The sequence below is a fragment of the Salipiger mangrovisoli genome (assembly GCF_015223355.1).
Lineage (GTDB): Bacteria > Pseudomonadota > Alphaproteobacteria > Rhodobacterales > Rhodobacteraceae > Salipiger > Salipiger mangrovisoli.
Window position 1 is genome coordinate 46,089 of sequence record NZ_JADFFK010000017.1, and the last position, 21,786, is coordinate 67,874.

Annotated in this window: 24 protein-coding genes; 17 read left to right on the forward strand and 7 right to left on the reverse strand. The window is 63.8% G+C overall.

The window, feature by feature from the left end; all coding sequences use genetic code 11:
• Positions 1–291: 291 nt before the first annotated feature.
• The 6 genes from IQ782_RS20180 (at position 292) to IQ782_RS20205 (ending at position 5,357) form a co-directional block, all read left to right on the forward strand.
• Positions 292–744, forward strand: coding sequence for a ferredoxin-type protein NapF (locus IQ782_RS20180; RefSeq protein WP_240989432.1), 453 nt, complete (start codon positions 292–294; stop codon positions 742–744).
• Entirely contained in the window at positions 741–1,013 is a 273-nt protein-coding gene (locus IQ782_RS20185) for a chaperone NapD (protein WP_194136484.1), read from the forward strand. Before IQ782_RS20180 ends, IQ782_RS20185 begins: the two co-directional genes overlap by 4 nt.
• Before the next feature lie 3 nt (positions 1,014–1,016).
• A complete protein-coding gene (gene napA / locus IQ782_RS20190; protein ID WP_240989433.1) occupies positions 1,017–3,509 on the forward strand; it encodes a nitrate reductase catalytic subunit NapA in 2,493 nt (830 codons plus the stop codon).
• Positions 3,510–3,839: 330 nt separating this feature from the next.
• Positions 3,840–4,283: a nitrate reductase cytochrome c-type subunit gene (locus IQ782_RS20195; RefSeq protein ID WP_194136485.1), complete on the forward strand. Its 444-nt coding sequence runs from the start codon at positions 3,840–3,842 to the stop codon at positions 4,281–4,283.
• Between the two features lie 26 nt (positions 4,284–4,309).
• Positions 4,310–5,011, forward strand: coding sequence for a NapC/NirT family cytochrome c (locus IQ782_RS20200; RefSeq protein ID WP_194136486.1), 702 nt, complete (start codon positions 4,310–4,312; stop codon positions 5,009–5,011).
• A 73-nt stretch (positions 5,012–5,084) separates the two neighbouring features.
• A complete protein-coding gene (locus tag IQ782_RS20205) occupies positions 5,085–5,357 on the forward strand; it encodes a hypothetical protein (RefSeq protein ID WP_240989434.1) in 273 nt (90 codons plus the stop codon).
• A 586-nt stretch (positions 5,358–5,943) separates the two neighbouring features.
• Here IQ782_RS20205 and IQ782_RS20210 read toward each other — a convergent pair.
• Both IQ782_RS20210 and IQ782_RS20215 read right to left on the reverse strand, forming a co-directional pair.
• A complete protein-coding gene (locus IQ782_RS20210; RefSeq protein WP_194136487.1) occupies positions 5,944–7,179 on the reverse strand; it encodes an NnrS family protein in 1,236 nt (411 codons plus the stop codon).
• A gap of 80 nt (positions 7,180–7,259) precedes the next feature.
• A complete protein-coding gene (locus IQ782_RS20215) occupies positions 7,260–7,688 on the reverse strand; it encodes a pseudoazurin (RefSeq protein ID WP_092431216.1) in 429 nt (142 codons plus the stop codon).
• Between the two features lie 101 nt (positions 7,689–7,789).
• Here IQ782_RS20215 and IQ782_RS20220 point away from each other — a divergent pair, with 101 nt between their 5' ends.
• Positions 7,790–8,485 carry a Crp/Fnr family transcriptional regulator gene (locus IQ782_RS20220; protein ID WP_092431243.1) on the forward strand — a complete coding sequence of 232 codons (696 nt, stop codon included), beginning with the start codon at positions 7,790–7,792 and terminating at the stop codon, positions 8,483–8,485.
• Positions 8,486–8,513: 28 nt separating this feature from the next.
• On the opposite strand, the gene IQ782_RS20225 is transcribed toward IQ782_RS20220, so the two are convergent.
• Positions 8,514–8,732, reverse strand: a complete 219-nt coding sequence (locus tag IQ782_RS20225; protein WP_164213629.1) for a DUF1858 domain-containing protein — start codon at positions 8,730–8,732, stop codon at positions 8,514–8,516.
• Between the two features lie 125 nt (positions 8,733–8,857).
• Between IQ782_RS20225 and IQ782_RS20230 the strand changes: the two genes are divergently transcribed.
• The 8 genes from IQ782_RS20230 to hemN are packed head-to-tail and all read left to right on the forward strand — an operon-like array spanning position 8,858 to position 15,852.
• Complete coding sequence (locus IQ782_RS20230; RefSeq protein ID WP_092431218.1) at positions 8,858–9,310, forward strand: c-type cytochrome; 453 nt, start codon at positions 8,858–8,860, stop codon at positions 9,308–9,310.
• 21 nt (positions 9,311–9,331) lie between these two features.
• Positions 9,332–10,675: a cbb3-type cytochrome c oxidase subunit I gene (locus tag IQ782_RS20235; RefSeq protein WP_194136488.1), complete on the forward strand. Its 1,344-nt coding sequence runs from the start codon at positions 9,332–9,334 to the stop codon at positions 10,673–10,675.
• Positions 10,676–10,678: 3 nt separating this feature from the next.
• Positions 10,679–11,473, forward strand: coding sequence for a CbbQ/NirQ/NorQ/GpvN family protein (locus IQ782_RS20240; RefSeq protein WP_194136489.1), 795 nt, complete (start codon positions 10,679–10,681; stop codon positions 11,471–11,473).
• A 4-nt stretch (positions 11,474–11,477) separates the two neighbouring features.
• Positions 11,478–13,355 carry a nitric oxide reductase activation protein NorD gene (locus IQ782_RS20245; protein ID WP_194136490.1) on the forward strand — a complete coding sequence of 626 codons (1,878 nt, stop codon included), beginning with the start codon at positions 11,478–11,480 and terminating at the stop codon, positions 13,353–13,355.
• Position 13,356: 1 nt separating this feature from the next.
• A complete protein-coding gene (locus tag IQ782_RS20250) occupies positions 13,357–13,530 on the forward strand; it encodes a hypothetical protein (protein WP_194136491.1) in 174 nt (57 codons plus the stop codon).
• Positions 13,527–13,757 (forward strand): NnrT protein, encoded by a 231-nt coding sequence (locus IQ782_RS20255; RefSeq protein WP_194136492.1) that lies wholly within the window; start codon positions 13,527–13,529, stop codon positions 13,755–13,757. Before IQ782_RS20250 ends, IQ782_RS20255 begins: the two co-directional genes overlap by 4 nt.
• Positions 13,754–14,446, forward strand: coding sequence for an NnrU family protein (locus tag IQ782_RS20260; RefSeq protein WP_194136493.1), 693 nt, complete (start codon positions 13,754–13,756; stop codon positions 14,444–14,446). Before IQ782_RS20255 ends, IQ782_RS20260 begins: the two co-directional genes overlap by 4 nt.
• 50 nt (positions 14,447–14,496) lie before the next feature.
• The gene (gene hemN / locus IQ782_RS20265; RefSeq protein ID WP_194136494.1) at positions 14,497–15,852 is read left to right on the forward strand and encodes an oxygen-independent coproporphyrinogen III oxidase; all 1,356 of its coding nucleotides are present in this window, start codon (positions 14,497–14,499) and stop codon (positions 15,850–15,852) included.
• Positions 15,853–15,922: 70 nt separating this feature from the next.
• Here the strand turns inward: hemN and IQ782_RS20270 are convergent, their stop codons facing one another.
• The 3 genes from IQ782_RS20270 to hmpA form a co-directional block, all read right to left on the reverse strand.
• Positions 15,923–16,726 (reverse strand): formylglycine-generating enzyme family protein, encoded by an 804-nt coding sequence (locus IQ782_RS20270; RefSeq protein ID WP_092567504.1) that lies wholly within the window; start codon positions 16,724–16,726, stop codon positions 15,923–15,925.
• 96 nt (positions 16,727–16,822) lie between these two features.
• A complete protein-coding gene (nirK, locus tag IQ782_RS20275) occupies positions 16,823–17,971 on the reverse strand; it encodes a copper-containing nitrite reductase (protein WP_194136495.1) in 1,149 nt (382 codons plus the stop codon).
• A 399-nt stretch (positions 17,972–18,370) separates the two neighbouring features.
• Entirely contained in the window at positions 18,371–19,552 is a 1,182-nt protein-coding gene (gene hmpA / locus IQ782_RS20280; RefSeq protein WP_194136496.1) for an NO-inducible flavohemoprotein, read from the reverse strand.
• 147 nt (positions 19,553–19,699) lie between these two features.
• Here hmpA and IQ782_RS20285 point away from each other — a divergent pair, with 147 nt between their 5' ends.
• Complete coding sequence (locus IQ782_RS20285; protein ID WP_164213636.1) at positions 19,700–20,131, forward strand: RrF2 family transcriptional regulator; 432 nt, start codon at positions 19,700–19,702, stop codon at positions 20,129–20,131.
• Positions 20,132–20,216: 85 nt separating this feature from the next.
• Here IQ782_RS20285 and IQ782_RS20290 read toward each other — a convergent pair whose 3' ends face one another.
• On the reverse strand, positions 20,217–20,921 hold the full coding sequence (locus IQ782_RS20290; protein ID WP_194136497.1) for a FadR/GntR family transcriptional regulator: 705 nt from the start codon (positions 20,919–20,921) through the stop codon (positions 20,217–20,219).
• A 90-nt stretch (positions 20,922–21,011) separates the two neighbouring features.
• Here IQ782_RS20290 and IQ782_RS20295 point away from each other — a divergent pair, with 90 nt between their 5' ends.
• Positions 21,012–21,767, forward strand: coding sequence for a sulfite exporter TauE/SafE family protein (locus tag IQ782_RS20295; protein WP_164213638.1), 756 nt, complete (start codon positions 21,012–21,014; stop codon positions 21,765–21,767).
• Positions 21,768–21,786: the final 19 nt, after the last annotated feature.

A 21,786-nucleotide genomic window follows, 5' to 3' on the forward strand; every position in this document is an offset into this window, starting at 1 on the left:
CGCGAACGGCTGGGCCAGACACGGCGTCCGATCGAAACGCGGGATTTGTGATTGAACAACCTTACGAGATTTCACAGCTAGGTCTCTCACAATTGGACAACGTACAACACCACTTTACGCTAAGTGAGACGCAGGGCTTTTCAGAGTTCACAACCTGTGGCAGTCTGCAACTCATAGTTTAATTTTGCTATATTTTCATAGAGTCAGCGAAAGGCCAGGACGTCAATGACGACCCAGCACAGCAGACGCAACTTCCTTCGCGGGCAATTGTCGCGCCCCGAGGCACCTCTGATGAGGCCCCCGGGGGCTCAGGCCCGCTTCTCGCAGATCTGTAGCGGCTGCGGCGACTGCCTGCTTGCCTGCCCCGAGGCAATCCTCATCCGACAGCCCGATGCGCCTGGCCCTGCCCTGCCACTGGTCGACTTCACGCTCGGTGCCTGCACGTTCTGCAGGGCCTGCGCCGAGGCCTGCGAGACCGGTGCACTATGTCCCGAAGCCGTGCCCGACTGGCCGTGGAGCGCCACCATCACCGACACCTGCCTGTCGCTCAGTGGCATTGCCTGCCAGGCCTGCGAAGACGCCTGCGAGCCCCGCGCCATCCGCTTTCGGCTGATGACCGGCGGCCGCGCCGCACCAACGCTCGATCCCGCGCAATGCACCGGTTGTGGCGAATGTGCCTTCACATGTCCCGCCGGTGCCGTGTCCTTCGAGCAGCGTGACCCGCTCACGGAGGCCGTCCGATGAACATCTGCGGCTGCCTGGTCCACGTCGCGCAGGATGCGCTGCTTGATGCCCGCGCGCAGATGGAAGCACTCGACGGCGTCGAGGTCCATGCCCAGAGCGACGACGGGCGGCTGGTGGTGGTGGTCGAGGACACCGACACCGCCTTCGCCTCGGACATCATCATGTCGCTGCACCAGATCCGCGGCGTGATCTCGCTGACCATCAACTACCACCATTTCGAAGACCTCCCGCAGCGCCCATCCGCCGCCGCCCCTCATCCGGAGACCTGACCCATGACCATCTCGGACTCGCGCAGGACTTTCCTCAAGGCCACCGCCGCCGCCAGTACCGCCGCCGCGGCGGGCATCTCGCTCGCCCCCGGCGCGCTGGCACAGACCCCGGGCAATTCGGACATCCGCTGGGACAAGGCGCCCTGCCGCTTCTGCGGAACAGGCTGCTCGGTGCTGGTGGGCACCAAGGCGGGACGTGTCGTCGCCACCCAGGGCGATCCCGAGGCGCCGGTGAACCGCGGCCTGAACTGCATCAAAGGCTATTTCCTGTCGAAGATCATGTACGGCGCCGACCGGCTCACCACGCCGATGCTGCGCAAGTCGGGCGGCGTCTACGACAAGAACGGCGAGTTCGAACCGGTGAGCTGGGACGAGGCCTTCGACGTCATGGCCGAGAAATGGAAGTCGGCGCTGGCCGCGAAGGGGCCGACCTCTGTCGGTATGTTCGGCTCGGGGCAATGGACGGTCTGGGAGGGCTACGCTGCCTCCAAGCTGATGAAGGCGGGCTTTCGATCGAACAATATCGACCCCAACGCCCGGCACTGCATGGCCTCGGCGGTGGTCGGCTTCATGCGCGCCTTCGGCATCGACGAGCCAATGGGCTGCTACGACGATTTCGAGCACGCCGACACCTTCGTGCTCTGGGGTTCGAACATGGCCGAGATGCACCCGATCCTCTGGTCGCGGCTGACCGACACGCGGCTGACCAAACCCGGGGCGCAGGTGCATGTTCTGTCGACCTTCGAGCACCGCAGCTTCGAGCTGGCGGACAACGGCATGGTATTCACGCCGCAGACCGATTTGGCGATCCTCAACTACATCGCCAATTACATCATCCAGAACGACGCGGTGAACTGGGACTTTCTGGAAAAGCACGTCAACATCACCCGCACGGCCACGGACATCGGCTATGGCCTGCGCGACACCAACCCGTTGCAGGAAGCCGCGGCCAACCCCAATTCGGGCGATCTGACCCCGATCGACTTCGACGAATATGCCGCCGCCGTTTCGGAATACACGCTGGAGAAGGTTTCCGAGATGTCCGGCGTGCCGGCGCATCAGCTCGAACGGCTGGCCGAGCAATACGCCGATCCCAGCCGCAAGGTCATGTCGCTCTGGACCATGGGCTTCAACCAGCACACGCGCGGCTCCTGGGCGAACGGCCTGTGCTACAACGTCCACCTGCTGACCGGGAAGATCTCGGAGCCGGGCAACTCGCCCTTCTCGCTGACCGGTCAACCCTCGGCCTGCGGCACCGCCCGCGAGGTGGGCACCTTTTCGCACCGGCTTCCCGCCGACATGGTGGTGACCAACCCCGAGCACCGTGCCCATGCGGAGGAGATCTGGAAATTGCCCGAGGGCACCATCCCCGATAAGCCGGGCTTGCACGCGGTGGAACAGAACCGCGCGCTGCGGGATGGAAACCTCAACGCCTATTGGGTGCAGTGCAACAACAACATGCAGGCGGCCCCAAACATCAACGAAGAGGGTTGGCCCGGGTACCGGAACTCTGACAATTTCATCACGGTGTCGGATGCCTACCCCACGGTGACCGCCATGTCCGCCGACCTCATTCTCCCCGCCGCCATGTGGGTTGAAAAGGAGGGCGCCTACGGCAACGCCGAGCGCCGCACCCAGTTCTGGCACCAGCAGGTGATGGCGCCGGGCGATGCGAAGTCAGACCTCTGGCAGCTGATGGAGTTTGCCAAGCGCTTTACCGTCGAGGAGACCTGGGGCGACGAACTGGTAGCCAAGATGCCCGAACTGGCGGGCAAGACGCTCTACGAGGTGCTCTACGAGAACGGCCAGGTGAACGCCTACCCGCTGGAAGAGACCGCGGAGGGGTTCGACAATGTCGAGGCCCAGCACTTCGGCTACTACGTGCAGAAGGGGCTCTTCGAGGAGTACGCCTCCTTCGGACGCGGCCACGGCCACGACCTCGCGCCCTTCGAGCAGTATCATCAGGCGCGCGGGCTGCGCTGGCCGGTGGTCGACGGGCAGGAAACGCTCTACCGCTTCCGCGAGGGCTACGATCCCTACGTGCCCGAGGGCACGGAGGTGACCTTCTACGGCTACCCGGACGGCAAGGCGAAGATCATCTTCGCCCCCTATGAGCCCCCGGCTGAATCGCCGGACGAGGAATACGACCTCTGGCTCTCGACCGGACGGGTTCTGGAGCACTGGCACTCGGGTTCGATGACCCGCAGGGTGCCCGAGCTGCACCGCGCCTTCCCCGCCGCCGTGGTCTTCATGCACCCCGAGGACGCCGAGGAACGCGGCCTGCGGCGCGGACAGGAAATCAACATCTCGACCCGGCGCGGCGAAATGCTCAGTCGGGTCGAGACCCGCGGCCGCAACAAGGTGCCCAAGGGGCTGGTTTTCGTGCCGTGGTTCGACGAGGGGCAGCTGATCAACAAGCTCACGCTGGATGCCACCTGTCCGCTGTCCAAGCAGACCGACTTCAAGAAATGCGCCTGCAAGGTCGAGCGGGTGTGAACTGGGCCGCCCACGCCCGAGGAGAGGCTAGAGGAGGCCGACCATGCCTGCCGCCACGCCGTTTTCGCCGCAACGCCGCAGGTTCCTGAAGGATACCGTGCGGATGGCCGGCGGCGGCGCGCTTCAAGGATGGCGATACATCGCTCATCATTTCGCTCGATTGCACCGGTTACAAGCGCTGCGTCGACGTCTTCTCGGTCGACGTTTTTGCCTTCACTTATCACTTCGACACCCATGTCGAGGCCCCCTCCTCCCCGCCCGAACGATCCTGACACTCCGCCGCCTGAGTGACCCACCCTGCGTGACAGCAATCAACTACGGAGAGCGCCCATGAAACTGCCGGTCATCGCGAAGATCGCCGCCTTCGCAACGCCCCTGCTCATCGCGGGGCTGGTCGTGGCGCAGACATCCGGAGGCATCCAGTCGCTGCGCGGCGCCTCGGTCGATCAGGAACTCCAGCCGCCCGAGATCTACCAACAGCAAGAGGGTCGCGAGGTGCGCAACTACCGCCAGCAGCCGCCGGTGATCCCGCATTCCATGACCCAATATCAAATCGACCTGCGCACCAACCAGTGCCTGAGCTGCCACGACTGGACCAACGCCGGCGACCGGGGCGCGCCGACGCTGTCGATGACCCATTACCTCGACCGTAGCGGCAATCAACTCGACACCGTCGCCGGCACTCGATGGTTCTGTAATCAGTGCCACGTGCCGCAGGCGGATGCGCCCGCACTTGTCGGCAACGACTTCGAAGCCTCCAGCACGTCGCGCTGACACTGGACTGAACGGGGAGAGACGACATGCCGGACAACAAAAAGCACGGTCGCCGCAATATCCTGCTTCGGAGCTGGGACAAGTTCTGGAGCCCCACCGGGCTGTTCAGCACCGGCTTCCTCCTGATCGCGGGTTTTTTGGGCGGCATCCTCTTCTGGGGTGGCTTCCACTGGTCGCTGGAGATGACCAACACCGAGGAGTTCTGCACCTCCTGCCACTCGATGGAGACGAACCTCGGCGAGTACCGCCAGACTGTCCACTATAACAACCACTCCGGCGTGCGGGCGATCTGCTCGGACTGCCATGTGCCGCACGAGTGGCAATACAAGATGAAGGCGAAGATCATGGCCGTGAAGGATGTCTATCACGAGGTGCTGGGCACCATAAACACCTCGGAGAAATACGAGGATCGACGGCTCGAGATGGCCGCGGCGGTGTGGAAGAAGATGAAGGCGACCGACAGCCGAGAGTGCCGCAACTGCCACGCCTTCGAGTACATGGATTTCACCATCCAGGAGACGCGGGCGGCACAAAACCATCAGCGCGCGGTCGACGAGAACATGACCTGCATCGACTGCCATCAGGGCATCGCGCATGATCTCGCTCCGGGTTACCTCGAGGAATACCAGCACGTCGTCGAAACCCTGGCGCAGAGCCGCATGCCCGAGACGTCGGGCCGCGTCGATGTCGCCTCAATCCGCTCGTACCTCGGCATCTCGGCGGACTGACCGCCTACCGAGCCAAGCGGCGCCGGGGCGATGTCCGGCCGGCCCCGCGCCAGCAACTCACGGAGACCAGACCATGCTGAGCCTGCTTGACCTACTCGGCACCATCGGAGGGAGCATCCTCGGCCTGCCCGGCATCCTCGGCGTCACGCTCGGGATGACGACCCGGAACTGGATCATCGCGATGATCCTGGGCGGGGTGATCGGGGTCCTTAGCCCAATCATTCTCGGGGGACATCATTCTGCGCACGTGCCGATCACCACACTCGAATACAGCGTCTCGACGGTCATTGGCATCATCGCCGGGCTTGTGGGATGCGCCATCCGGCGCAAAGGCGCCATGGTTTGACTCGAGTATCATCAAGGCAACGTGATCGGATCATGGCCTACACCAACGGAAGCGAACTCGCCCAAGCCTGGAGACTGACCGGGTCCAGTTCGAGCCGGGTCTCAAGCCCACCGGCGAAAGCGAAAAGCCGTCAAGGTAGCGAGGGCTGGCGGAAACAACGACTGGCATGTCAATGTCCAGCGCAGTGACAGAGACCGGAGGGAATCCGCAACCCGCCTAAACGTGGTGACCAAACCTATTCAGGATCAGCAAATCAGCGCCCCTGGCCAAATGATCAACACCCCACCAGGCCGCAAATCCGCGAATGCTCGAGAGCCACGAGAGCGCCCTGCAACTGCATCAGCGTCCGGCGCTTCTTCTGGCACTTCGTGACCTCCATCTTCAGCCCCGCAGCGAGTATTGCGGCGTAGGGAAGAAGTTTGCTCGACCGAGCCGGAGCGTTGAACGTCGCCTCGACTGCGCCAGCGTTGATAAGTCTTGATAATGTTTCGCAACAGGCAGGTTCGACGCGTCAGAGGACGCTCCAGTATTCGCCGGTGATTTCGGCACCCGGCCTCCAGGGCGAACATTCATGGAACTAACTGAGTCAAGTTGTTGCCCGAGCGTCCGATGTGGCAGCTTCCTGTTTGTCAGGCGGTGAACTGGGCATCTTCCGCGCCACCCGCGGTCGGGCAAGCCACGGACCGATCCGCCACGCAAGCAGGGCGAAACCGGCAGTCCAGAGCGCGGCAGAAAGGTCGATCCCGTCTAGCGGGTCCAGCCACAAATGAGTGCCGGCCACGCGGGCAGCGCAGGCCGCGACGACAAGCACGAAGGCGGCCGTCAGAACCGGGCCAGCCACCAGCGGCCGGCCGGTGTGCCCCATCGTCGCTCGCATCATCACCGCCACGGTCATTCCGCCCACGGCCCCGATCCCGAAGATGTGCGCCGCGCCAGCCGGCCCGGCAAGGTCGAGCGCCGCCGCCGCCACTGATGCGAAACCGAGCGGAACCATCAGGTAGGCGAGATGCAGCATCAGCAAAAGCGGCGAGCGCCATGTCTCCGCGCCGCGCCAGCGGAAAAGCCGGGCTATGTGCAAAATGGCCGCCACCGCGTTGAACACCGAGCAAGCCATGCCGTAGGGGGCGACTACCCAGGTGATCAGCGCCGCCGCGCCGGATAGCAGGCAGAACCCGTCAAAGCGATCAAAGGCGACAGGCAACCGGGTCGCGCCGCGCTGTACCAACCAATTGCGCGTGAAGCTGGGGACAACCCGTCCGCCGATCAACAGAATCAGAAAGATCAGCAGGGCGATTCCCAGTCGGCGACCGAGGTCCGCGCTCCCCTCCATCATCGCCTCGAAATGAAACAGTAGGTTGGCGAGCCAGAGCAGCGACACAGGCACCAGAACTTTGAGATTGCGCCAGTTCTTTCCGGCAACGATTTCTCGCGCGATCATGGCTGCGACTGCCAGGAGGAACATCTGGTCGACGAATGCCACCGCCGTCGGGCTCAGCCCTAGTCCTCCGGCCACCGCCACGCGACCGGCCAGCCATACAGCCAAAAGTAACGCAAGCGGCCAGCCGCGTGTCGGCAATCGTCCGGTCCAGTTCGGCACCGCGGTGAACAGGAACCCTGCCACTACGGCGGCACCATAGCCGAAGACCATCTCGTGGACATGCCAGTCGGTGGGAAGAAAATGGCCTGCGCGGGCGATCTCTCCGCGCCAGATCAACAACCATGCGGGGATCGCGACAAGCGCGAAGAGCACAGCTGACAAAAAGAAGGGCCGGAAGCCATAGGACAACAGCGCCGGGCCACGGTAACGCTCACGAAGGGGCATGGGGTTCCTCCAGGCCTAAAGACAATCGGGCGGTGCGTCTGGCACCGCCCGGATCGGTCGAACTTCAAAGGGAAGAGTGATCATTCGACCTGTTCAAGCAGCTCCGCCATGCGGTCTTTCGATTTCCCTTTCTGCTTCACGCCTGCAGCCGCGTCGAAGTTCACCGCATCACCAACCTGGATCAGGGCCACCATTCCCATGGCGTAATGCGGGGTGCACTTGATGCCATAAACGCCTTCCGCCGCGGCGGTGAGTTCGAATTCTTTATTCATATCGGATTTGAAAGCCTCGACGCCATCGGGAAGCATGCCATCGATACTTTCCGCATTGTGCCCTTTGTCGGTGGGAACAAACTTGATCACGTCGCCCGCTTCCGCCTTCACGAAAGCCGGTTCGAATACCATGGCACCGGCCTCACCGCGGTTCAGCATTTTAATCTCGATGGTCTCGGCACCGGCAATCGTCGCGGTCACTGCAAGGGTAGCAGCCACCATCATTTTCGCAAACATCGGAACATCCTTTCTTCTTCGTCCGCTTGTTTCGCCTGCCACATTTCTGGTTTAAGACAGTTTCCTGAACGTTGCTCTTGATCAAACTCGCGGACCGAAACTTGCTGAAGCTCGACGAAAGCCTTCTGAGCGGCCTGCCACCCTTCTCGCGGCTCAGCAGATCGCAGATCCGCGAAATCCTCGATCAGGCCAGCTCGCGCCGCTACGAGGAAGGCGTAGCCATTTTCCGCGAGGGCCACGATGCCGATCGCTTCTTTCTGCTTCTGGACGGCTATCTGCGGGTGATCCGCACCACGCCCGGCGGCGAACAGATCATCGTCTTGCACATCTCGCCCGGTCAGCTCTTTGGCATCGCCCCGGCGCTGCAGCGTGACACCTTCCCCGCCACATCCGTCGCGGCGGCGGAATCTATCGCGCTGTCTTGGCCGGTCCGGCTGTGGCCCGAATTCACGGCAAAATACGACGGTTTCGCCACCGAAAGCTACAAGACGCTGGGTGCGAGGCTGGGCCAGATCCAGGAAACCCTGACCGAGATGGCGACTCAGGCAGTGGAGAAACGCGTCGCTGCCGCGGTGCTTCGCATGGTTAATCAAAGCGGTCGAAAGACCGAGAAGGGGATTGAGATCGCCTTTCCGGTCACGCGCCAGAACATTTCAGATATGACGGGTACCACCCTGCATACTGTGAGCCGGTTGCTTTCTGCTTGGGAAAAGGCAGGCATGGTTCAATCTACGCGAAAGCACATCGTCGTCACCGATCCGCATCGATTGGTCGTGCTCAGCAACGAGACCGGCTGAACCCGTACTCCATTGTCTAGCTGTAACGCTACCTTCCCGCTCCCAGCTGGCCGACAATCGCGTTCCGGAAGGTATCTTCGTCCAGACCGTACTCCCGGCAGGAATCCATGATCGTATGAAACGGCGCGATTGGGCAGCCGGGGCAAAGCATTCCTAGGTCCAGGAACGGACGTGCCGCCTCGGGCCAGAGCGCGAATAGGTCCGCCAGCGTCAGATCAACATCATCAATGTTCGGGCGGCGGCGCATGGAGAAGTCCTTTCCTCCGGAACCCTGCCAGCACCTTTCACCGGGTTCTTTGCGCTTACACAACAAACGGTCGCCTGCCGCCGCGTAGACCTCGCGTATCCGAAACAAACTGCCGGGACCGCGAAATGTCAGAGATACTTACAAAATCGCGGGCCAGGAACGTGTTCTACGGGGGATCCATTTTCTTCGTGCTCGTGTTCGTGGCCCTGACGGCGCAAAGCCACCGTCACATCACCCAGACCGCGACCGCCGGGATGGAACTGACCGATGAGGTCCGCCACGGCAAGCATGTGTGGGAACGTCATTCCTGCATCAACTGCCATACCCTGCACGGCGAGGGTGCCTATTTCGCCCCCGAACTCGGCAACGTGATGACCCGCTGGGGCGCGGCCGAAGATCCCGAGCTGGCCTACGAGATCCTCGACGGCTGGATGAAGGCACAACCCTCCGGCATCGAGGGGCGCCGCCAGATGCCCTTCTTCGAGATCACCGACGAAGAGATGCGCGCCCTTGCCGAGTTCCTTCGCTGGGCGGATCAGACCGACACCCAGGGCTGGCCGCCGAACGACGCCGGCTGATGCTCTGACAGGAGACAAGCAATGAAGTACCAATCGCAAAAGGTGGCTTACGCCTATTTTCTCGTGGCCATGGCGCTGTTCGGAATCCAGGTGCTGGGCGGACTGCTCGCCGGGTGGATCTATGTCGCGCCCAACACGCTGTCAGAGGTCCTGCCCTTCAACGTGGTTCGCATGATCCATACCAACGCGCTGATCGTCTGGCTTCTGCTGGGATTCTTCGGTGCCGCCTACTACCTCGTGCCGGAGGAGAGCGAGCGTGAGATCTTCTCGGTCAAGCTCGCCTACATCCAGCTTGCCATCTTGGTGATCGGCACGCTTGGCGCCGTGGTCTCCTACCTCGCCGGAATCCACGGCGGGCGCGAGTTCCTGGAACAGCCGCTCTGGGTCAAGTTCGGGATCCTCGTTGCCGCCGTGATCTTCCTTGTAAACGTGTCGCTGACCTTCCTCGCCGGGCGCAAGACGGCGGTCACCAACATCCTGATGATGGGGCTGTGGCTGCTGTGCCTGCTCTGGGTCTTCGCCTTCATCAACCCCGACAACTTGTCACTCGACAAGATGTACTGGTGGATGGTCGTGCACCTTTGGGTCGAGGCGACGTGGGAACTGGTCATGGCGGCGATCCTCGGATTCCTGATGCTGAAGCTCACCGGCGTGGACCGCGAGGTGATCGAGAAATGGCTCTATGTGATTGTTGCGACTGCGCTGTTCTCGGGCATTCTCGGCACCGGACACCACTTCTACTGGATCGGTACGCCGGGCTACTGGCAGTGGATCGGCTCGATCTTCTCGACCTTCGAGGTGGTGCCCTTCTTCGCCATGATGTCCTTTGCCTTCGTGATGGTCTGGAAAGGCCGCAAGAACCACCCAAACAAGGCCGCGCTGTTGTGGTCGCTCGGCTCCTCCACCGTCGCCTTCTTCGGTGCGGGCGTTTGGGGTTTCCTGCACACGCTACACGGGGTGAACTTCTATACCCATGGCACGCAGATCACCGCCGCCCACGGACACCTGGCCTTCTACGGCGCCTACGTGGCCCTCAATCTCGCGATGTTCAGCTATGCGATGCCGGTCCTGCGGAATCGCGCGCCCTACAACCAGGTGCTGAACATGGCATCTTTCTGGCTGATGACCGGTGGGATGGCCTTCATGACCTTCACGCTGACTTTTGCCGGCACGATCCAGACGCACATGCAGCGGATCGTAGGTGACTACTACATGGACGTGCAGGACCAATTGGGTCTGTTCTACCTGATGCGCTTCGGGTCCGGCGTGGCCGTGGTGCTGGGCGCGCTCCTGTTTATCTACTCCATGCTCGCGGTGCGCCGCGAGGTGATCAAACCCGGCCCCGTGGCCGTTCCGGGAGAGTGAGCGATGAAAGACATGAACACACCCGACCTGCCGTTCTACCAACCTGCCGGCGATGAATGCGCAGTGTTCGAGACGGCCCATGAAAACGGTCTGCCCCTTCTTCTGAAGGGGCCCACCGGCTGCGGCAAGACGCGGTTTGTGGAACACATGGCGGCGCGTCTCCGCCTGCCGCTGCACACCGTGGCCTGCCATGACGACTTGTCCGCCGCCGACCTTATCGGACGCTACCTTCTGAAGGGGGGAGAGACCGTCTGGGTCGATGGGCCATTGACACGGGCAGTGCGCGAAGGCGGGATCTGCTATCTCGACGAGGTGGTCGAGGCGCGCAAGGACGTCACAGTCGTGCTGCACCCGCTGACCGACGACCGCCGCCGGCTGGTCATAGACCGTACGGGCGAGGAATTGGCAGCGCCCGACTCCTTCATGCTCGTGGCCAGCTACAACCCCGGCTACCAGAATATCCTGAAAAAACTGAAACCATCGACACGGCAGCGTTTCGTCTCGATCGGGTTCGCGTTTCCCTCGCCGGAGGTGGAGATGCCCGTCGTGGTCCGCGAAAGTGGTTTGGACGACGCGCGAGCGGCCGCCCTGGTGCGGCTGGGGGGTAAGATCCGCGGGCTCTCAGGCATGGACCTCGAGGAAGGTGTCTCCACCCGCCTGCTGATCTACGCTGCCACCATGATTGCCAAGGGGATGCCAGTGGACCGCGCGCTCGAAGCCGCAATCATCGAACCGCTCAGCGACGAGCCGGACACGGAACAGGCGCTGCGAGACCTCGCCGCCGTGATCTACGGGTAGACCCATGCTGCACGTTCTCGACCTGATGGAGCCCGAGGAGACCGTCGGCAACCTCTGGCACGACATGGCCTCGCGTTGGGGGGCTGCGACCGGCGACGCTGCCCGCGCAGTGACGTTCGAGGATATGCGCCGATCCGTCACCACGCTGTTCCGAGCACTCGGTGGCGCAGCGGGCGTGGAAATCGCGCACGCCCCGCTCATGAGCTCCGATCACCGGACAGGCCGCATCCGCCGCATCGGAACGCCGCGCGAACGGGTGCATGTCGCTGATTTCGACGGTGACCGTCTGCGCCTGCCACCGGTGATCGACGCTTTCCCCACGCACGAGCTGAACAGGGCCTGTTACCTGTGGCTGGCGGCGTTGGCGGCACATGTCGAGGTCCCGTCGCCAAAGACCGACGCATTGGCCGCAGACCGGGCCGAGATCGCCGCGCTGGCCGCCGCGTCGGACCGGACCTATGCCGCCTGCCCCGGCCTGCGGCAAGCATACGACAGTCTGTGCCGGCTGATAGTACAGTATCGTAGCCGCGGCGGTCTGCCGCGCTGCGAGGCCGGTGTTGAACGTCTGATCCTCGACCAGCTGAGCGGCGTCTCAGATACCGAGGAATGCCGGGTCTGCCCCGCCCCCCGAAGGTATCGGAGCTATGCGCCCGTCCCGGTCTGGCTGCGGTTGCGCAACGCGACCCGGGTCGACAAGTCCGCGTCGGACGAGTTGCAAAACCCCGGAACTGCGATGGCGGTGCCCACCCGTAAGGATGCCCGCCGCGAGGACCGCGACCAGGCCAACCGCAACGACAGCTTCATCATTCACCGCTTCGAGACGATCATGTCCTGGGCGGAAAGCCTCAACCTCAATCGTATGGTCGACGATGACGACCAAGATAACGCTGCCAAGGCCGCCGAGGATCAGGAGTACCTGACCCTGAGCCAGAACCTGAAACGCGCTGCCACGCGCCTGCGCCTGTCTCTGGATCTTTCGCCGCAGGATGCCGAACACGAGCACCTGGCAGGAAAGTTCACCTACCCGGAATGGAACCGCCGCACGGGGGACTACATGCCCGGACACACGCGGGTGCTGGAAGCGGAAGCCAGCCCGCGCGACCTGTACTCCCCGGATCCGAAGCTCGTTGCCCGGGTCAAACGTCAGTTCGCTCCGCTGCATCCAAGGCGCGTGGTCCTGCCGCGGCAGATCGACGGTGACGACCTGGACCTTGACGCGGTGGTGACATCCCGCACCGACATAGCCTGCGGCCACGAGGGCAGCGACCGCATGTGGCAGTCGAACCGACCAATGGCGCGAGATCTGTCCGTGGCGATCCTGATGGATTGCTCGCGCTCGACGGAGGCGGCGATAGGCGACACCTCTGTCATAGAGGTCGCGCGCGAGGCGTTGTCCTCGCTCGCCGAAGGAATCGATACTGCCGGCGACCGGTTGGGCATCTGGGGCTTCTCGTCCCTGCGCCGCGATCGGGTGTTCGTGCACCGAGCCAAGGCCTTCAAGGAACCGATGAGCCGTGCGGTAACCGCACGGATCGGCGGGCTCACTCCGGGCCACTACACCCGCCTCGGCGCCGCGATCCGGCACGTATCCGCACAACTGGCCGAAGAGGGCGCGACGCGCCGCCTGCTCCTGGTGCTGACCGATGGCAAGCCCAACGATCTGGACCACTACGAAGGGCAGCACGGGGTCGAAGACAGCCGCATGGCCGTCCGCGAAGCCCGCGCGCTGGGACAGGCAGTGCATGGTGTGATCGTGGATGAGGACGGACAGGATTGGTTTGCCCATATCTTCGGTCGTGCCGGGTTTACGCTGTTGCCAAACCCCGCCCGCCTGCCCCGTGCCCTCCCCAACATCTATCAAACCCTGACAATGGAGAGTTGACGTGAAACGCATTCTTGCCCTCGCCCTGACCCTTCCCGCCATGGCGCTGGCCGAGCCCTTCCAACGGCCGATCCCGCAACCGCAGACCGAGGTGGCCGAGTTCTGGTTCCTTGTCGGCTCCCTCGCGCTGATCGCCGCGCTGGCGGCCGTGCAATGGCTGGTGAGCCGGCGATGAAACCTGAACATCGCCCCTCGTGGAAGTTGCTTTCCGCGCTCTACCCGTTCGGCGCGGGCGCGATGGGCGTGAACCTGTTCTTCGCCGCGCTGATCGGGTCTTGGCTCGGCTGGCCAGTGCTGACACCCTGGCAGGCCGCCGCCGGAGGGCTGGTCATCGGCCTGCCTGCCACCTATGCCTTTGCCTGGCACATCGTGCGGCTGATGGAAAAGGCGGAGGATGCATGACCGGTTGGACAGAATACGGGCTCGCGCTGACGCTGTTCGTGGCGAGCCATTTCCTGCCACGCGTCGGCGGCCTGCGTGAACGGCTGATCGGCGTGGTCGGCCGGCGGGTGTATTTCGCCGTCTACGGGCTGTTGTCCACCATCCTGCTGGTCTGGGTGGTCTCGGCCGCGATCCGCGCGCCCTATGTCGATCTCTGGTCGCAACTGCCCTGGACCCGCTGGGTGCCGAACATCGCCATGCCGATCGCCATGATCCTGGTGACCTGCGGCTACGGGCTTCGCCAGCCCTTCACACTCGGCGGCGAGCGCGGCGCAGAGTTCGACCCCGCACGGCCCGGATTCGCCGCCATCTCGCGCCATCCGCTGTTTCTGGCACTGGCACTGTGGTCCGGTGCGCACCTGGTGCCGAACGGAGATTTGGCCATGGTGATCCTTTTCGGCAGCTTCCTTGTCATGGCACTGGCCGCAATCCCCGCTTTCGACGCGCGGGCCCGCCACTCACTTAACGGCAACTCCGGCGCATTCTTTGCAAATACCGCTATCCTGTCCCTCTCTCCTCTGGTGCGCGGCGACTGGATGCGCGCCAATGCGCGCGGGACGGCGATCCGGGCAGGTGTCGGGCTTGTCCTCTGGATCGCACTCTTGCATCTTCACTCGGTGATCATCGGCGTTTCGCCCTTCCCGATTTGAACTTGTTTCGGCGCAAAGAACGTCGCGCCGGAAACCTTCATACAGGGCACATGAAACAGATCGACCGCCTCAGAACCCTCGGCCTCTTCGACGCCCGGGTGCCCCGCTATACCTCGTACCCGACAGCACCAGTGTTCTCGACCGACGTCTGCGCGCCCCAGCAGGCGAGCGCCCTCGCGGCGCTGGACCCGGCAGAACCGGTATCGGTCTATATCCACATACCATTCTGCGAGCGGCTGTGCTGGTTCTGCGCATGCCGGACCCAGGGCACGAAAACGCTGAGCCCTGTGGAAAGCTATATCAGCACTCTGGAACAGGAACTCGCCCTGCTCGCAGACACGCTTCCCGAGGGGCTGCGCATGGGCCGGATGCACTGGGGTGGCGGCACACCGACAATCCTGCCGCCTGCACTGATCCGCCGGCTGGCACGGGCGGTGAAGGCGGTCATCCCGCATACTGACGACTGGGAATTTTCGGTCGAGATCGACCCGACCATGGTGGACCGCGACAAGATCGCCGCTCTGGCCGACGAAGGCTTGAACCGTGCTAGCATCGGCATCCAGGATTTCGACCCCGTCGTGCAAAAGGCCATCGGCCGCCTGCAGCCCTTCGGCGTCACGCGCGCCTGCGTTGAGGGTCTTAGAGCCGCTGGCATCCGTTCACTAAACGCGGACCTCGTCTACGGCCTGCCGCATCAGGACCTCGCGCGGCTGGATGACACCGTGAGCAAGGTGCTGGACCTGAAGCCCGACCGCATCGCCCTGTTCGGCTACGCCCATGTGCCGTGGATGTCGAAGCGGCAGCAGCTGATCGACGAGGACGCGCTGCCGAAAGAGTTGGAACGCTACCAGTTGTCCGAGTTGGCAGCGCGTCGCTTCGGTGAAGCGGGGCTGGAAAGCATCGGCATCGACCATTTCGCCCGCCCCGGCGACGCGCTCGCTCTGGCCGCAAGTAGCGGCCGCCTGCGCCGCAATTTCCAAGGCTATGTTGATGACGCCTGCGCAACGCTCATCGGCCTTGGCGCCTCGTCGATCTCACGCCTTCCCACGGGCTACATCCAGAACGCCGCCGTCACGCCTGCCTACGTCCAGCGGATCGAGGCCGGCCATCTGGCCGGCGCGCGGGGCCATATGATGAGCGATGACGACCTCATGCGCGCCCGCGCGATCGAGATGATCATGTGCACGTTCAAATTGGACCTGGAAACCCTGCGGGACGCCCATGGAGACGCGGTGGACCAGCTGCGCTCCGAAATTGCCCTGCTGCGCGACCGCTTCGGCGAGATGGTCGAGGGCCGCGGCGCGACAATGTCGATCCGGCCCGAGGCGCGGGCCCTGACCCGCATCATCGCCAGCCATTTTGATGCCCACGTGCCCGAAGGTGCGCGCTACAGCCAGGCATCGTGACACATACGCGGGTGCCGAGCTGGTTGCACATCCCGGGGTTGGCCATTCCGGCGCTGTCAGCGCCGAACTGCTAGTCCAGGGAACGTACCAGCCGGAAGCCCAGATGGTCAGGCGGCAGTCCGACAGCGCAGCCGCCGACACTGGCGTCACGCACAATGTCCACGATTGCGGCCCGGTGCATCCCGCCAGCGATCCGCACCCAGCAATAGGGTTCGCTTTCGGCAATCGAGCCGTCGTCGTTCAACGAGCCGCGTTCCATGCAACTGTCCGTCCATTCCCAGACATTGCCTGCCATGTCGACCACCCCCCGGGAATTGACGCCGAAACTGCCCGTTGGTCGAAGGGTCGGGCTGGCGGTTCCACGCAGCAGGACACCAGCTTTGTAATTGGCCAGCATCCGCTCGCCAGGATCAAGGTCGCCCGGATCGACGTTTGCATCGGCATAGCGTTCGGCCGCGGCGTGCTGCCATTCCATCGCTGTCGGCAGGCGCCAAGTCTGCCCGGTGACCCCGGAATACCAAAGCGCGAAGTCCGTGGCATCCTGCCAGTTTACCTGGGTCTGAGGCACCCCAGTGCCGGCCGCCGGAACCTCCGAGCAGGCCGAGGCTGAGACGCAGGCCCCGTATTGTTCCCGACTGACCTGGTACTTCATGATCTCGAACGCCCGGACCTCGAGCGAGACCGGGTCGGGAGCACCAACCCTGCCGCCTCGGGAAAAACTTCCGAACGGACGGTATTCAACCGTGCCACCCGGCACTTCGACAAGTGCGGCCGGGTCGAACGGCGCGTTCGGCGTGTCACGCTTGGTCAGCAACAAGGGAACGGTTGCAAAAGTCAGTGCGGCGACACCTGCAACAAGGCGGGAAGGTTTCATGGCGAGGCTCCTGAGCCAGAAGGGGCGGCCGGCCTGACCCCACCGCCCCACTTTTCTCTCGGTTTGGGCAGCCCTCTGCCGGGCCGCGACCGGAGCTTACGGCAGAGCGGTCTTGCCCTCGTAGACCGCGTCGTACTCGATCGGAGCCTGCACTTGTTCCATCAGGTCATTGTTCCAGTCGCCCTCGACGACCACGTGGGCCGTCGCGCCCAGGTTCACCGCCTCGATCAGATTATGGTTCACGTAGGCGTAGACCCCTGGCTGCAGGAATTCGTAGAGCATCGCCCCGGCAGAGCCGCCGCGGATGAACCAAGTTTCAAGATCCCGCTCTGGCGGGTTGTTGAACTTACCAGTCTCCCAGACAAGGTCGCCGTGACCGCCAATCAGGTGCGGACGGGTGTCGCGGTTGGCCTGGCTGTGCACGAACAAAACCTTCTCGCCCTGGCTCGCATGCAGCGCGTTGTCGCCCGTCAACGCACCAACCTTGCCGTTGAACACGACGTGGGTCGGGATCAAGCCGTTCATGACTTCGAGCGTATCGGGATAGCTTTCGCCCACATCCTCGAAGCGCTTGTATTCGCCCTTCTCGTCCTTCGGAATGTAGAAATCGTTCTCGCCGATGTAAAATACACGGTCATATTTCACCGGATCGCCCTTGTGATCCGTCAGACCGGCTCGCGGCAGAACCATGATGGCACCGGACATGCCGCTGACGACGTGCCACGGGATCATGGGACCGCCTGGAGCACAGTGATAAACGAAGGTGCCTGGGCGCGTCGCCTTCCACCGCAGCGTGGTCTTCTCACCCGGGTTCACCAGGGTCAGTGACCCGCCGCCCAGAGCCCCAGTGGAGGAGTGGAAGTCAATATTGTGCTGCATCAGGTTTTCGGGCGAATTGTAGAGCGTCAGCTCGACGTAATCGCCCTCATGCACCACCATGAGCGGGCCAGGGATCGAGCCATTGAAGGTCATCGCCTGCAGGTAGGCGCCACTGTCGACCTCGACCTCCTTTTCGATGATCTGCATCTCGAATTCCACGATACGCGGCCCTCCTGGGGCGGTCTGCTCGTGTTCGTGCACCATCGGCGGACGGACCAGCCGGCGCTTGATACGCTGAAGGCTGGAGAGGTCGACAGGCTCCGCCATCGACGTATCCATGATTTCCTCGGCCTTGGCGGCCTTCGCCAGAACGGGGGTCGCGGCGATCCCTGCGGCGCCCATCAGGGCGGCTCTTCGCGTCAGCATTTCTTGTCTCCTTTCCGGTATGATTGTTGTTCGGAAGGAGGACACTGCGATTGGACCCTTGTCACTTTGCGCAAGCACAAGGTTCAGGTTCGATTCAGCCGAGAACTCGCATCTTTCAGCCTCAACGCGGAGCAAAGCGCAGCCAAAAGAAAGAATGCAGAGCGGAGCGTTCTCGCTTGGGTAGAAAAAGCTCCGGGCGCAACTCCGCGCAACCTTAGTAGCTTTGGAATCAGGGGGACGAATTGGTCCACAGACGACGCGAGACCCGCCCCCCTGGATGAACGTTCGGACACCGTAGCATGACAGCGCAGGGCTGGACCGTGCCCGCATGCAATCCGAAGTCGTGGTCCATTGGCCTTTCTCCTCGCGATGGTCTGCTGCGGCGGGTGCCCGGAGCGTTCAGCCCAATACCTCCGCTGCTGGTCCGAAGAACTCATGGTGAATGCGCGCATTGGGCACATTCGCCGCCTTGAGCCCACGCACCATCGCCTGCATGAAACCAACCGGGCCGCAGATGAAATAGTCGGCCTGCTCGATGTCGGTGTTCTCGGTCAGCCAGACAGGGTCGATGCGTCCCTCCAAGACCCCCTCCTTGCGCTCCCGCCCGCCAAGATCCTCATAAAACGCAAAGGTCGCGTCGGCGAGCCTACCAGAGATCCCGGTCATGGCGTGGCGCTCCGGATCCTGCGCCGCGTGGACATGGATCATGCGCAGACCTTTCCCGCCACAGGCTTCGAGCATCGAGATCATCGGCGTCAGTCCGACACCGCCCGAGAGCAGCACCACTTCCCGCTTGTCACGGGGGTCGAGGAAGAAGTCACCCGCGGGCGGCGCGACGTCGATCCGCTGGCCCACCTCGGCCACCTCGTGCAGCCAGTTCGACACGCGCCCGTGCGGCTCCCGCTTCACGGTGATGCGGTAGGTCTGACCGTTTGGCGCCGAGGAGATCGAATAGTTCCGCCGCTGCTCCTCGCCATCGGCAAGATGGAAGCGGAAGCTGAGATACTGGCCAGGTAGGTGCTGGACGACTGCGCCGCCGTCCACGGGACGCAGAACGAAGGAGACGATATCCGTCGCTTCGCGCCGCTTCTCCGCGATTTCGAAGGAGCGCCAGCCGCGCCAGCCACCGGACGCCTCTGCCGTGCCCTGGTAGATGTCCTCTTCGCGTCCGATCAAGATGTGCGCGAGCTGCCAATAGGCCTCGCCCCAGGCACTCAGGATCTCCGGCGTTGCAGCCTCACCCAGCACCTCCGAGATCGCTCCCAGAAGCGCATCTGCGACATGCGGATAATGCTCCGGGAGAATCTGCAAGCCCGCGTGCTTCTGTGCGATCCGTTCGACGGCCTCGGCCAATACGTTCGGCGTGCGGATATGGGTTGCATAGGCCACCAGCGCATTCGCAAGGGCCTTGTGCTGTGGTGCCTGGCCCTCCTGATTGGACATGTTGAAGAGCGCGCGGATTTCTTCGTCCGCAAGCAGGCGCCGGTACATCGCAGGGACGATCTGATCGACATGCTGGGCCACGACCGGCGCGGTCGCTTCGATGATCTGCAGGGTTGCTTCGCTGAGCGGGCTCGACATGACGCTCTCCTAAAAGGTTCCGATAATCGGCATCTATACACGCCCTTCAAAAACATGCCACCCGTTCGTATCTTAAAGCCCTGCGTCATTGCGTCCCGGCCTGAGCGGACCGGTGCAGACTCCTGGCGCGACGGAAAGGACCGGAACATGCGGCTCAACGACAGCACCGACATTGCGCTGCGGATCATGATCCACGCCGCCTCGACCGGCGGCCACCGCATCACGATCGACCAGATCGTCGCCCACTACCACCTGCCGCGCAGCACGGTCATGAAGGTGGTCAATGCGTTGACACAGGGGGGATTTCTCAGCGCGCAGCGCGGCCGTTCAGGCGGACTGACGCTAGCACGGGACGCGGGCGACATTCCCGTGAGCGCCTTGGTCGAGCATATGGAGACCGATTTCGCCCTGGCGGAATGCATGCGCCCGGGCAACGCCTGCACAATCACGCGGCACTGCCGCCTGATCTCCCCCCTTGAGGAGGCACGCCGCGCCTTCCTTGCCGCGCTCGCGCGGTATTCCGTCGCCGACATTGCCCTCGCGCCCGCAGAGTTCGGTCTGACCGCGCCCGATACCTGAAGCCTTTCGGGTCTCTAGGCGCGCCGCCCCAAGGCGCCAGCGCACCGCCAGCGCTTCTGCATTCTCAGAACCTACGCGCCCAACCCTACTGTCCCGCCCCCGGCAGCCCGGCCGCGCGCATCGCCTCCGAGATGGTCTCGAGATGCCCCCGCATCGCCGCCGCCGCGCGCTCCGGGTCGCACCCCGAGATCGCCGACGCAATGGCCTCGTGCTGGGCGCTGTGGCGCTCGGTGAACGCGCTGACGCCGAGCCTCCGGTAGGTCAGCTCCCACTCTCGCTGCCAGGCCGCGTGACGCCGCACACCCGCAAGATAGTCAAGCAGTCCCAGCAGGATCGGGTTGCCGGTCACCTCGGCGATGCCGCGGTGAAAGGCCGCGTCGAGCTGCTCGCTTTCGGGCCGCGTGCGCGCCCTGCGGCCGCGCTGCGCCAGCTCCGCCAGATAGGCCGCCTGCTCCGGGGTGGCGAGCCGCGCTGCCTCGGCGGCCACCGAGGGCTCGATGGTCTGCCTCGCCTGCATGAGCTGCATCGGCGACGCACCCTGCACGAGGATCTGCTCGCGGATCGGATAGCCGAGCGGCCGCGGGCCGCAGAAGGTGCCCTGCCCAACATGCCGCCAGAGCTCGCCCTCGCGCTCGAGCACCTGCAACGCGCCGCGCAGCGTCTCGCGGCTGCAGCCGAGCAGGCGGGCAAGCTCGCGCTCGGGCGGCAGCCGCGCGCCAACCTCGGTGGCCAGATCGGCCACCAGCCCGCGGAGTTCCGACAGGACCACCTGCCCCCGCTTCGAAGTCATGCCGCGCCTCCCGCTCCGGGCCAAACCCAGACCAATTTGCAGACCAATCCCATGCTATGCAACACCGCGCTTCTCTCGAGGAGGACTCATATGCTGACCACGACCATCCTTGCCCTTGCCGGTTTCGGCGCAGGGGCGCTCAACGCCATCGCGGGCGGAGGCACATTCCTGACCTTTCCCGCGCTGGTCTGGCTCGGCGTGCCGCCGATCATGGCCAATGCCACCGCCACTTTCGCCGCCCTGCCCGGCTATGCCGGAAGCAGCTGGGCCTATCGCCGAGACATCCAGGCAGGCGAAGGGCCAAGCCTGCGCGCGCTCGTCGTCACCGCGCTGCTTGGCGGGATCCTCGGTGCGCTGCTGCTGTTGGTCACCCCCGAGGACCTGTTTTCCGGCGTCATTCCCTGGCTGCTGCTGATCGCCACTCTGGCCTTTGCTGCCGGTCCCGCGCTCCTGCGCGGGCTGCTCGCCTCGGGGCGCAGCCTACCCGATGCCGTCTCGCTAGCGCTGCTGCTGCTCGTCTCGATCTACGGCGGCTATTTCAACGGCGGGCTCGGGATCCTGCTGCTGGCCGCCTTCGGGCTCATCGGCATGAGCGACCTGCACCGGATGAACGGGCTGAAGACGTTGGCCTCGCTGGTGCTCTCGGCTGTCTCGGTCGCCACCTACAGCCTTGCCGGGCTGATCGACTGGAGCGCGCTGATCGTGACCGGCCTTGGCTGCACTGCGGGCGGATACGTCGGGGCGCATATGGCCCGCAAGGTGCAGGACATCGCGCTGCTGCGGACCTTCATCGTCACCGTTGGGCTGGTCACCACCATCGTCTTCTTCACTCAAGCCTATGGTTGAATTTTTCGCAAAATGCTGA